The organism is Armatimonadota bacterium (genome assembly GCA_036504095.1).
Lineage (GTDB): Bacteria > Armatimonadota > DTGP01 > JAKQQT01 > JAKQQT01 > DASXUL01.
Window position 1 is genome coordinate 1 of sequence record DASXVS010000039.1, and the last position, 12953, is coordinate 12953.

The following is a 12953-nucleotide window of genomic DNA, read 5'->3' on the forward strand; positions in this document are numbered from 1 at the left end:
TGCCCTGCGCTGATTCTGTGCGCGGTGAATATCAGGTAGGTGTCGGACCCCACGGTGTGGTCGGGCCTCAATCACGCTTGCGGACGGCCTTGGGTTTCTACATCTCTTCCCCGTGTGTTCTCGCGCGCGTTTGAATTGCGCAATTGAAATTGTTGGCGCCGCTTCCCGTCGCCCCTGTTTCAGCAGCCAGGAGAACACCGATGCATTGGAAGAAATGTCTATTCGCGCTGGCGGTTATCCCGATCCTATCCCTCGCGGCCTTGGCCGATCCCGGTGACGACGCTTTGGATGCCGTCCTTCTGAAACTAAAATCGGGTGATGCAGCCGGGGCGATAGCCGACCTTGATAAGTCACCGTCACTCAGCCCTGCGCAGACCATCCGTGCTCGCTATTACCGCGCTTACGCACACTACCGCCTGGGGCAGAAGGACACGGCGATCACAGACCTCACAGGCTTGCTACCCGCTGACACGGCCAGTGCTTTGGAGCGAGCCGGTTTCGTTTCGCTCGCGGGCAAGAATGGTGAGTCGGCCCGTGCGCTCTTGGGGGCTATCCATAACGAGGCGAAACGGTACGACCGACTCCCGCGAATTTACACGGCGATGGTGGAGGACTACGCGGAGAATCCCGAGTGGTCGTACCTATTGGCCGAGGCATTCTTCAACGCTGGCCAGTATGACCAAGCCGCCGATGCCTTCGGCACCTTCACAACGATGTACCCCGACTCGACACGCATCAAGGATGGTTGGCTGAAAAAGGAGGAGTCCCTTCGACGGGCGGGACGTTACGAGGAGGCATACAATTATCTAGGGACCATTCCCGCGAAGGATCCTGACTACGAGATCAGGATAGCGGCGCGTAAAGCGGAGCTCTTGTCCCAGCACTTCCGTCATAGTCTCAACCTGTCCAACCAGTGGTGCGAAGACATGATCGCTAAGTATCCGAAAGAACCAGCCATTTTTCTGTGTAAGTATCGGCTCGCCAGCAACTATCTTTATGAGATGCCAGAACCAGAGCGCAAGCCCGCCCAAGCGCGACAGATTCTTCAAGGGCTTGTTCGCGATTACCCGAACGAGCCAATCCTCTTGGAGATGAAGGTCGATATCGCTTACTCGTTTTCGGCTCAAAAGGATTACGCGAATGCGATCAAGCAATATCAGGCGATACTCACGGAACATAAAGATAACTTCCCGGCCGACAACTGGCACGCCTACGTTCACTACTGCCTAGCCAGGTGCCAGATCAACAAGGGGGACAAGGCGGCTGGCAAAGCGGTCCTGGAAGCAATGGTGACGAAGTACCCTGGTGACAACTGGGCCGCTCTGGCAAAAGAAAACCTCGCGGAGGGGATCAGGTAATGACGAATCGACTTTGTCTCGTGCTCAGCGCTTCGGTATGCCTCCTGGCTCGCACCTTAGCGTTCGCAGTCCCCCCTGGCTGTGTCCAGCCGTGTCGCCCCGGTCCGACGGGTATCGAGATCCGTCCGGGCACCACGCTTCAGGATCCGGATCCAGTTTGCCCCGGAATCTCCGTAAGTCTTGTTGTGTACGCGCGGGACTTCGATTCCTGCGGCGACCCGAACAACTGCCCGGATGGCATCATTTACGCTTGGGAGGCTGCCGGTGGGACTCCGGCGTCCGGGTCCGGGTCTTCATTCAGCCCTCACTTAGTCAACCTGGGCCTCACGCGGTGACCTGCAGGGTAACAGACACAGGCACCTATGCCCCGGACCTGGGTACCGACGGAGAGGTCTCGCTCTCGTGGACGGTTGTGGTGCTCGGGATTGATGCTGTCAGTGGCCCTACGGAAATCTGCCCGAACACCGAAGCAACCTACACAGTTACTACTATCCCGGCGGGATTTGAGGATCGCGTGACGTGGACCGGCGGTGGCAATCCCGTCGGCTGGTCTGGGGCCACGTTCACGACTAAGTGGGACACTCATGGCACAAAGACGGTAATGGCGTCTTTATGCGGACAAAGCCAGTCGGTAACCGTAAACGTGAAACAAGTGACGCTCCAGTCCCTAGACTGTCCGCCTGGTCCCGTCTGTCCCGGTGAGAATGCGACGTTCTCGGCGACAACCAGCGATTGTCCCGAGTCGGTGCACTGGACTGGCGGCGGAACCCCGGCAAGTTGGGATGGAAGCTCCTTTACGACGAATTGGGACGCTCCGGGCACTCACACGGTGACGGCAACGGTGGACGGACAGAGCCAAACCTGCCAGATCACCGTGAAACAGCCTACAATTACCGCCATTAGCGGCCCGAGCAGCGTCTGCCCCGGCGAGGCAGCAACGTTCACAGCGACGGTGAACGAGTGTGCGGATTTCGTCAAATGGATCGGCGGCGGTAACCCTCCGAGCGGTCAAGGAGATTCGTTCACAACGACCTGGAGCACGCCTGGCACTCATACAGTGACGGCGACCGTGGGCACCTCGAGCAGGAGCGCAACGGTGACCGTAACAACGCCGCACATCATCGGCGGTAGTCAGACCGCGACGAGTATCTGCCCCAACGTGGCCGTGAGCTTTACCGTCTTGCTGGACCAGTGCCCGAACGTAACGGTACACTGGGCCGGCGGTGAGAATCCGAGCGGCGGCGATGGCGGCACAACCTACTCGACCTCCTGGGCCGAACCCGGCACCCACTATGTCACGGCCACCGTGCCGGGAGGCTCCAGCAGAACCTTTACGGTCACGGTCCTGTCTCCGATGGTCACGAGTATCTCAGGGCCGACTCAGGTTTGCGCCGGCGAGATGGCGTGTTTCGGAGCAACCGTCGACCAGTGTCCTGCCTCCATACGATGGACGTGCGGTGGAGACCCGGCCACCGGTGAGGGCTCACCCTTCTACACGAGCTTCCCCTACGCAGGCACATACGTTGTCACGGCGACTGCAGGGAATTCTTGGCGATCGATCACAGTGACCGTGGCGCCGACTGTGCTCAACGTCACCTTCCTGGAGCCCAACGGTACAGTGGGCGGAACCGTGCCAATCCGAGTTCAGGTAGACACTTCGGAGTGTGTCTCCTCTTACGACCTGTACCTTTCCGAAATCGAGGAGACATCGGAACACCCGACCGACTGGTTCGATTTTGGCACTCCAGAAGTGGAGAGTCAGACGACCTCGAACGGCATCACGTCGACGATCTACCGCTGGAGCTGGGACACCACCGCCAGCAACTTCCATAACGGTTACCATAACCTCCAGGTCTATGGCGATGCCTACATAGGAAATGACTGGACTTGGGACCCTGTCGAAGTGGATCACGAAGTCGAGGTGAAGAACCTCACAGTCAGTTCTGCAGTGGGGTCACCGTCCATCTCATTGGCCCGGACGCCGTACTACGTGGTGTGGGATGGCACAGCCCCCGTCACTTTCACGGTCGATATCGAGGACAATGACACGTCGGACCCGTGTGATATTGACCTCATCATCTATAGCACGGACGATGTGACAGATTGGGTACGCACCATCTATCGGGCTGCCGTCACGGGCTCGCACCACACGTTCACATGGGATGGGAGAGACGAGTGGGGGGAAGCGCTACCCCCAGGAACCTATACCTTCGACGTGATGGTGAGCCAACCCGACGACGGTGATTCGGCCCAATACCGAAGCAGGACCCTTTGGCACGGGCTGCCGCACCAGGTCCAGTTCGCTCAAGATGCGGACGGCACGCTGCAGCTGACTGGGGACAATCTCCAGATGAACGTCACATACACGCTGAATGAGCAGCCTTCCCAGGTCCTCATAGATGCTGTAGACACAAACTGGAATCTCGCCGATACCACGATGGTGACGGACCAGGTACGTGGGGAGGCAAGTCCGGTTCTCCTGAGTGTTCCCGTATCCGATGATCTACCGCCTCCCTTCGGAAAGGGCATCATCTCCGCGATTGACGACCGGTGGGCGGAGGCCCGGGATCACCGGGACAATTGCGCCCTGTCCGTGAACAAGAACGGCAGTGGAACCCGACTCCGATTCGCGCTCCAGTTCCTCCAGCAGAGCACGAATTACTTGCCCCGCGACATAACCGGTCTTGCCCTAATGCGCTACGATGAAATGCCCAGCTTCTATGCCGATCTGATTTACGGTTCGTTTCCAGTCTATGAGACGCAGACGTGGAAGGTGGCTCGTGACTATCACTTCCCAGCCTTCCCGGGCCTCGGAATAACGTGGGCGAGCACGTCCGGTGGGTCCGGCGTGATGAACCGGAGAGAGCATGAGTGGGATCACGATCCAGGCGGACCCATCCCGCACATCGACGACATCGCCCAGACTAATCCCGGAATGCCCTATAAGGCGGATATCGTCCTTTGGAGTGCGACGCTAGGTGGGATGAAGATCGACAAATGCGCTGGCCAAGGACCCGAGTTCTGGGAATTCGGCATCGCCACCTGGGACAACCTCCTTATCCAATGGGATACTCCGAGCAGTAAGATATTTCGCAGTGGGTCGCCAAGCGACTTCCGGCAACTACTTCGTATCCACCCGGATGGCGGTGAGGCATATGGGACCGACGGTTGTATCGGCATCGGTGGGGGTGATCCCAGCTGCAGTACCCAGCAAGTAGCCAAAGACTACAAGCTGCAGGCGGCCAAGTGGGCCGGGCGAACATACGCGGTAAACTACGAAGTCCCGCCAGGCCTTCGCCTTACGACGGCGAGCAAACCGGGCTACATGCCGCTCTACGTTCTCGAGGGCACGCGCACACTTTTCGACTATGGATTCTACGAGAACGACACGTTCAACCGCGCGTATTACGTAGCGCTGATCGATCCTTACCACCAATGAAACGACTAGGGACGATGCATGCCATGGCAGCATGGCTCATTGCGGATCTGAGCATTGGACTCGCGGCTGCGGCGACGCGGCCGGTACTACCTGTGCTTACTTGGTGGGAGGAGCACATCGATCACCAGCCGATCCTAGCGAAGCCGATGGGCAGGGTGTCTTGGCCTAACCATGGCGAGGTGGAAGATCTCCTATGGTACGCGCCACAGAGGCTCCTGCTCGCCTCGCGGCGGGATGCCGTCCGGTCGCTCACCTCCGTTGATCTGACCAATCATCTGGTGCACGCGGTGCCGGATTGCCGCAGTTCATCCGCTGGGTGCTTGGTGCTGGCCCGGACGCCTGGCCCGGTATCGCGTATCCAGCTCGTGAGCACGACGGGGACCGCGGCGCAAGCCTGTGATGTGGATAGTGCCGTGCTGGGCGATACTGCGAACATCATGGGCTTGGCGAATGATACTGTGCTGGCGGCTGAGATCCAGCCCTCTGTAAGCGCGGCGATGCAGCAGGGGTTGATCTATACGCTCTTTGGCCCAAAGGGTCAACCACTCCTGAAGGGGCATCTGCCAAGACAGCTCGGTGTCTCACTGGCTTCCGTTCGAGGGATCCGTCGGTCGGCGGACGGGTATCTGTGGGCCGTCCCCTCGTTCAAGTGGGCACCGGGAACGCCAGAGCAGTGGGAAGGGCCAACGGAAGTGTCGATAGTGCGGATGGCTGCGGGCAGCACAACGCTCGTTCGCAGCATCTCGAGAAGCGATCTGCCGGTTCCGCCCGTGATGGGCTTCCTAAGCTCAAACTCGCTGGACTCTCCCACGTGGCTCCCGGGGTCCACGGATATCCTCGTCTTTCGACGCCGATGGTGTGTCTACACGTCGGGAGCGAACGCCGAGATGCTGTCTGTGCAGGATCTACTTGCTCTGCCGCTCCGGGGGCAGCCGACTGTACTGGACATGGTTGCTGAATACCAAGGGCCGCGGGGCCTCAACTTATCCTGGGAGGCAGATGAGCAAGGCGCCATTCAGGAGTCGTACAGGAACGAAGCGCTGGACCTGTCGGATCTGGTGCCGGTCCCGGCGCTTGTGGATGGCGGCATCGCCTACAAGCGGCATGGCAGGATTATCTATATGAGGGTTCCTCGATGATGCGCGGCACATGGATAGGATTAGCTCTCTTCGGGACGATGGCTGGGCTTACCTTATGCAGCCGGGGTTCGCTTGGCTCCGAGCAGACCGACAAGGCGACATCGGTCTTTCCTACTCAGTTGACGCACTATCTTGCTGAACGCCCTATTCACCCCAGGCATAGTTCCGGCGTCTCCGTCCCGGTCCGTGCGAAGATGTCCATCGCTGGATTGTATTCCGGTCCAGGCGGGCAGGTAGTTACCCTTTCGGTTGTTCCTGCTGCACCGACAGCGGAGAATCGTCGCTGGTCGACAGAGGAGGCCGCGTGGGGTGTTGTCCAGACGGACGAAGGGCGATGGCATGTGCTCGGTAGAAATCTACCCTTGTTCCGAACGCCGAAAGGCGGCATCCCCGCGTTCCGTGCAGAGGTCAGCTTGGGGAACCTCCTTCTATTCGAGCGCCAGCGGCCGGGACGTCCAATTGGTGACGACACCGTCTACCGTTTCGCCCCGCAGTCCATGTTCCAGACGGTGGCCTCACTGAACCGTGGTCTCCTTCGCGAAGCCAAGTTCCTGGAGTCATCCAAAGCGGGCCATATAGTTGTGGTCGATGGGATCGGGCGGCGTCTGCAGTCATTTATATCGTCGCCTCTGCCGGACGGAGCCGTTGAGATCAATACACGATATCGTGAGGGTGGATTCAATTCGATCTGGGGAATGCCCAATCGCGAGGTCTCCGGGGCGGGTACTTACACAACCCTCTGGCTCATGACCGGGCGCACCATGGGAGACGGTAAGCTTGTCGCGAAGGTGACGACCGTTCCTCAGAGCGCGCCGCCAGCGTGGACCGTACGACTCATCTCACCCGATGTTAGTGGGACGGAGCAACCGTCTGTTGTGTTTTGGCGGAGTCTGTGTCTCGAGCTTCAAGCACCAGTTGTGGCTCCCCGGGATGCCGTCGATGCGGATGAGCCTGTGAGTTGGAGCGTTTGCGAGGAGTGCGCCTGGTCGCCGGGCCGGGAGCCACAGATTTCTGACCGGTATATTACCAACGAAACAAAACATGGTCGCTCGCTGCGCTGGGAGAGTGATCCTTCGGGTCGCCAGTGGATTGTCAGCGAGCCCCGACTGCCCTCATTGGCCGCGGCCATGCCCGCTCTGGCCGTGTTTCCCCAGGGGGAGGTCGTCAGTCGAGCTGACGGATCCCTTAAGATCTTCCCTGATACGGAGGAGTCGCCCGATGTTTTCGCCCACAGGAAGGAAGGTGCGTAATGCAGTCATTCAAGTGTCGATCTTTCATCACGGGGGCCGTACTGTCCCTTGTCCTAGTGACCGGTCTTGTGCCTTGCGCCGCGCAGGTGTCTGTCCGAACGTACGTAAAGCGCGATCTCGCCGCAGGCATCTATGTTTCTGTTCGCTTACCAGCGGTTGGGCCCTTGCATAGTGCTCCCGTCCGCGTCTACCTGGGACGCGGGCTAAACCCACGTAGCGAGCCCGTCCGATCCGTCAGCATGTCGATGTCCCTCGAACGTGAAGGCCTGAGTCCGGTGATCACCGAGGCCCGCGAGACGCTCCCCGGTACATATGTTGCGGAGATGGACGTAACGTCCGGCGAGTACACGTTGCAGATCCGGATCACTCGGGATGGGCAGGTGCATCTCATTGACATCCCGACCTGGACCGTCGCGCCTTCGCTCGTGCCACTGATCACGCCAGCCGAATTGCGCCGCGCTTGGAGCGATAAGCGCGTATCGCTTGTAGACGTGAGGGGCGCCGCGAAGGAACGGGCTGCGGGCTCGATTCACCTTTCGTTCGCTTCGATCCGCTCTTCGCGAATAGACCTGCCGAAGAACAAGGAGGTGGTACTCTACGAGGACGCTCCATCCAACAGGTTGGCCGAAGCGGCCGCCAAGCACCTACAGAGCCACGGCTATCGAGCGTCTGTCCTGTACGGGGGACTAACGTCGTTAGTGGAGAGCGGGTGGAGTATCGCCGCCGACGCTCCAGAGGCGCCTCAGGAAACGCTGCCACCCGCGAAAGGACGCACGCATTAGGATGTTAAGGACAGGGAGCGGGGCGGATTGCGCGAGGTTTCGCGCTCCCTCCCATGCCACAGCAAAGACGTGCCGTGTTACTGGTTGCCTTCCCAAAGAGATATGGAACCTCTTCTGAAGCTCCGAGGACGCGCCCTTAGGAACATAATTCTATCGATGTGGGGCGCCGCCTTGCTCAGTGCCGTTGCCATCAGTGCCATGAGCGGCCATAGCCGGGACCACACTGGGGCGCCGTTGCAATCCGTCGCCCGGTCGGGAGGGAGGCGGAGTGCCCTAGACCGCTGGTGGGAGCGATACGCCAGCGGTCTGCGCGGTATTCCGAAGCCTCTTGCACAAGTTCGCGTCGGTACACCGACGATGGAGGCACATCTGTTCTGGCCGTCCCAAGACGTTATCCTTGTGCTGAACCGGTCCCCATCCGATGCGTTCCGTCTGATGGCAGTGCGGATTTCGACGCAGCAGCGAATCGACCTGACCCGTCTGATGAGACCTGGGTTGGGGACTGAGTTGTGGCTCACTGGGCAGGTCGTCGCGACACCGGGCAAACGTCCCCGCCTCGTCGCCTCCGTCCAACGTGATGGAGTGTATCGCCTCGTCGGCTGCGATCTGCCCAACAATCTTCGCAGCAGGAACAGTCGACATGCTGTGGAGGCCCAATCGGTCGCGGCAGTCCACGTGTTCCCCCGGGCTGTCGGCGACATGCTCCGCTATCGCGACACGCCGTTCAAATGGGTAAATGCACAAGGGCACGCACTCGCCAGCGGTCGAATCCCTGGGTGTCTGGTCCCCTGGAGTCTCTCCCCGACCTCGATCCGGCGCACTCCATCGGGCGGGCTCTGGGCGTTTCCCGCGTATGAGCAGGAAAACTACATCGAGATCGATGCCCCGCCGGAGGACTTGGCCGTGGTCGGTGTTACTCGTGCAAGGACGAGAGTGCTTTACAGGATCGCCCGGCGGCACCGGATCCCATTGGACTTTCATCGATTGGTTCATGCCCGCCACCAGTTCACAGGGCCGATATGGCTTTCCGGATCGGATGTACTGGCCTACAGGCGCCGCGTGGTTGCCACGGATCAGAGCCGCGGTCTGGAAGTGTTTGAGATCTGGACGACGGCAGGGCGACGGCGGCCGCGCCTTTTGGCCGCCGTCGCAAGGACAACGTCCGGGGTCTTGTGGCGCGCCCGTTACTCAGGAGGTCTCACCGCGTCAGGACCACCGCTGGGAGCAGGGGTCAGCGAAGAGGACTTGTTGCCGTGCAGCGATCCTGCCGGGAGCCGAATCGCGTATATGGATTGTGGCCAAATCGTCATGGTCCGTTGCCCGCGCGGGTAAGCAAAGGATACGTAGAAGAAGTCTCGAGCCGGGCGCTGGGACAGTGCCGCAACACCAACGGTACGGGACAGCAAGCCTCAAGTTGTTTGGTTACGCCAAAGTCGGTCAGTTGCTGAGAAGACTGGAGAGGTCGCGTCGCCTTCCCGAGGGGAGATCGAAGGCTTCGAATCGATTATATGATTGGCCGTCGTCGACTCGTGCCCTTCGGTAAAGCGCTATGAGGGTATTCGGCGCCGGCCAGAACAACCTGGCAGTTTCGATGTCGGGAGCAATCTGTACGCCTTCAGTGCGCTTCGGCATGTTCGGCATGTGGGCGCTGGGTGCCCGCCACCAGTCGAGGAGAGGCGTTCTGGATGCTGTCGAAACCGGCGCTCGCTGTGTGACCGGCGCGGCAGTGGGCGCAGAAACCAGTGTCGGATTGGGTGCGACGGGTTTCGAGCATCCTGAGATCGAGATGGCACCAACGAGCGTCAGCATAGCGAGAGCGGTGGCCAGGATGACTCTGGCCACATCAATATGACGGGACATCGAAACCTCCTTCGGGCTCACGGTGAGCACTGGGACATAACTAATCTGGTCGCGGGCGGCTACTGTTATAATGAACGAATTGTGGCTTAGGATGTCACCATCGCGCCAGCAACGCGACGCGTGGAAATCCGCGATGTAATCTCATTTTTATCGCCATTGATCAGTGGATTTGAGGTGAAACCTTCAAAATGGTCTGTACTTTCCTATGCTTGAACTAGGTGCATCTGCGGTGGGGCTCCACTCGAAACCGCTGCGGTCCAGCATATCTGTAGAGCCAAGGTTGCACCTGCTTGCTTACCAGAGGCGCTTAACGTTTGTGAATAGTCGCCGGGTGCGAGGTGTGTTCATGATCAGATTACTGATCCTCCTCTCTACTGTATTTGTGCTCACCAAGGCCATCGCGGCTGGTGACGGCCAGTCAACGGTCTTCTACGACTACAGCCGCCCGAGTGGCGGTCCCCGTATGCGTAGCGAAGTGCCGTCCTTCGCTCCGTTGGCAGCCGCACCCATTCGCATCGACCTTAGCAGGGACGGAAAGCCGCTGAAGCCAGCTAAGGTGACCATCGAACTCCACAGCCCCAAGGAGCCTAAGCGAATCCTATCCGCTCGCTTTGTGAGTCCCGGCGTCTACGTCGCGCTTGCGGACATTACCAAGCCGGGGGCCTACGGTATGACGGTCACTTTCCGCTCCCCGCCTGAAAACATCAGGATTGACGTACCTGTGTGGGAGGTTGGGAGCATTGATACCCCTCGCATTAGCCCCGTGGCGTTGCGGCCGAGGTGGACAAGTGGAAACGCCATCCTTCTCGACATCCGATCAGATCCCGAGCACCGCATCAAAGGCGGGATAGCCATGCTCTCTACCGACCTCACCAACCGCATGGCTACGTTGCCAAAGGACAGATTGATCGCTGTCTTCTGTGATTGCGTCTCGGAGTATGCGGCGGTGCCGGTAGTGCAGCAACTCCTTTCGGCCGGCTATCGTGCCGCCGCGGTTTACGGCGGAACGAGGGGTCTTCGGGAGAACGGCTGGACCACGGAGCCACCTACAGAGCCAGAACCGTGCCAACGTTGACCGGTGCCGTCTCATCCAACAGCGCAGACGGGCCTTTGGGCCGCGTGTTCGTTCGCTTTAGGCGTCGCATCCGTGCCCCGCGGCGTTCATGGTGTGCGGCGATTAGTGAGGTTGGCCCAAGGATCCAATAACACCCCATAGCCTACCCCAATGTGTTGTTCTTAGCGTCGTCGGGACCGAGTATTTGATGCGCACAAATCGGTGATGGAAATGGACATCCCGACAGGAGCATCGGGCCAGGCGCCTTAACATTCGTCGGATCACTCTGTCCCCAATTGGTTAGCCGCTATCGCGGGGGCCAACTCCACACAGCAGATTTGCCCGGAACGTCCGTTCGGCGAAATACTGGAGGCATGGAACGAACCCGTGAGATCGTCCTGACCGGACAGCGCGGCGGCGTCGCTTTGGTCGACGAAGTCGATTACGAATACCTGAATCGCTGGAAGTGGCACCAGAACGCCTGCGGCTACGCCGTCCGCAACAGCAGGATCCATACTGTCACCGGGTGCATACGGATGCACCGTGCGGTACTGAAGCCCCCGGAAACCTACCAGGCGGATCACCTGAACGGGAACTGTCTCGATAACCGCCGAGCCAACCTCAGAGCCGTCCTGCCCGGCACCAACGTCCGCAATCGCCCTGGTAACCCCAACGCCTACTCTCTCGAGGGAACAGAAGCGCGTTTTGGCTTTCGCCCGCGCGCATAGCCAGCGCTTCACCAACCGGGAGAATCAGAAACAGTTCGGTTTGGATCTTTATGCCGTGTCGACCCGGGTTAAGTCGCTCATGCCCAAGGGCGCCGTCAGGCTTACAGAGAAGGGGGGCGCGTCTATGAGGTCCTGCCGATCGGCGCATCGGAACCCTTCCCGGGCAAACTGAGCGCCCTCATGCCCACCTTCAAACAGCGGGAGACTCTGGCGAACCGGGTCCTCCAGGAAGCTTGGGGACTCGACCGTCCCCAGGCGTATCAGCAGGCACGATCGCTCGTACTGGCCGGCTGGCTGGGGATGGAGCGCGCTAAGCGCACCGCCGTTTACCGCCTCGCCCCCAAGGCCCGTTTTACGAACGCCTAAAACGGCTTTGCGAACATCTCCGATACTTTGTCACGAGCTGAGGCCATCGCAAAGAGGTCGTTACAGCCTATCAGCAGGGCCGACAACGTTGGGGCGGCTGCTCCAGACGTCTTGCGGCCCTGAATGTGAAAGCCGCGGGAGCCCGGGAGATCGTCCGCGAAGGACTGCAACGAAAGGTGAGCGAGGGAGGGCAGGGGAGACGCGGGCGGAGGATGCCGGCTACATCAGTGACCGCTTTGCGAATCTGCCTACAGCCTGTCATGCACTTTCGTGTCCAGCCCCGCCGCTTCCGAGCGAAGTCTTAGGCCAAAGCATCCGACAGAGCTGCCATCAACGGGTCCAACGGCTGGAATCTGCCTCATACGCGGCCCGTCGAAAGACGGCTTTCACGCTCAACAGGCGGAAACCGAAAGTGTCCGAAGTTCGCAATACGCTCAAGGTAACCCAGATGGAGGCGAAACCAGCGAGACCCCCACGAAACCAGTCCCGCCCCAGCCCCGGAAGTTCCGTTGCGCCAGAGCACGTCGGCTACCTGGACGATCTTGCGCTCCCAGAGCTTGATGTCACAGAATTGTGCAAGATTAACACCCACCGCCGCTACGCCACGTCAAATTCCCTGGCCCCATCGAGTATAATAGTCTCGGGATTCATAAGTCGATTATCGCGCTTTGGGCCAACGATTACCCAAAGCAAATACTGATCGAATCTGGATACCTTCTCCGACTGACAACGTTGCCGGCCGAGAACAAGTTACGTTTCATTTTGTCCCTGCCCGTGCGGGTGGTGATGGAACTTCAGATACTTGTGTGGTAGGTGACGCAAGGCCGCGCCGACCAAATGGCGACGCCTGCCCTGCGCTGATTCTGTGCGCGGTGAATATCAGGTAGGTGTCGGACCCCACGGTGTGGTCGGGCCTCAATCACGCTTGCGGACGGCCTTGGGTTTCTACATCTCTTCCCCGTGTGTTCTCGCGCGCG

8 protein-coding genes are annotated in these 12953 nt (G+C 59.8%); 7 read left to right on the forward strand and 1 reads right to left on the reverse strand.

Features of this window, described 5'->3' with window-relative positions; all coding sequences use genetic code 11:
- The first annotated feature begins 200 nt into the window (after positions 1-200).
- The 4 genes from VGM51_07220 (at position 201) to VGM51_07235 (ending at position 7968) form a co-directional block, all read left to right on the forward strand.
- Positions 201-1358: a tetratricopeptide repeat protein gene (locus VGM51_07220; protein ID HEY3412832.1), complete on the forward strand. Its 1158-nt coding sequence runs from the start codon at positions 201-203 to the stop codon at positions 1356-1358.
- Positions 1359-1689: 331 nt separating this feature from the next.
- Positions 1690-4797 (forward strand): PKD domain-containing protein, encoded by a 3108-nt coding sequence (locus tag VGM51_07225; protein HEY3412833.1) that lies wholly within the window; start codon positions 1690-1692, stop codon positions 4795-4797.
- 23 nt (positions 4798-4820) lie between these two features.
- The gene (locus VGM51_07230; protein ID HEY3412834.1) at positions 4821-5936 is read left to right on the forward strand and encodes a hypothetical protein; all 1116 of its coding nucleotides are present in this window, start codon (positions 4821-4823) and stop codon (positions 5934-5936) included.
- A gap of 1495 nt (positions 5937-7431) precedes the next feature.
- Positions 7432-7968, forward strand: coding sequence for a rhodanese-like domain-containing protein (locus tag VGM51_07235; GenBank protein HEY3412835.1), 537 nt, complete (start codon positions 7432-7434; stop codon positions 7966-7968).
- 1437 nt (positions 7969-9405) lie between these two features.
- Here the strand turns inward: VGM51_07235 and VGM51_07240 are convergent.
- Positions 9406-9828 (reverse strand): hypothetical protein, encoded by a 423-nt coding sequence (locus VGM51_07240; protein ID HEY3412836.1) that lies wholly within the window; start codon positions 9826-9828, stop codon positions 9406-9408.
- A 346-nt stretch (positions 9829-10174) separates the two neighbouring features.
- Between VGM51_07240 and VGM51_07245 the strand changes: the two genes are divergently transcribed.
- The 3 genes from VGM51_07245 (at position 10175) to VGM51_07255 (ending at position 11976) form a co-directional block, all read left to right on the forward strand.
- Entirely contained in the window at positions 10175-10903 is a 729-nt protein-coding gene (locus VGM51_07245) for a rhodanese-like domain-containing protein (protein ID HEY3412837.1), read from the forward strand.
- A gap of 353 nt (positions 10904-11256) precedes the next feature.
- Positions 11257-11610: a hypothetical protein gene (locus VGM51_07250; protein HEY3412838.1), complete on the forward strand. Its 354-nt coding sequence runs from the start codon at positions 11257-11259 to the stop codon at positions 11608-11610.
- Positions 11611-11790: 180 nt separating this feature from the next.
- Complete coding sequence (locus VGM51_07255; GenBank protein ID HEY3412839.1) at positions 11791-11976, forward strand: hypothetical protein; 186 nt, start codon at positions 11791-11793, stop codon at positions 11974-11976.
- Positions 11977-12953: the final 977 nt, after the last annotated feature.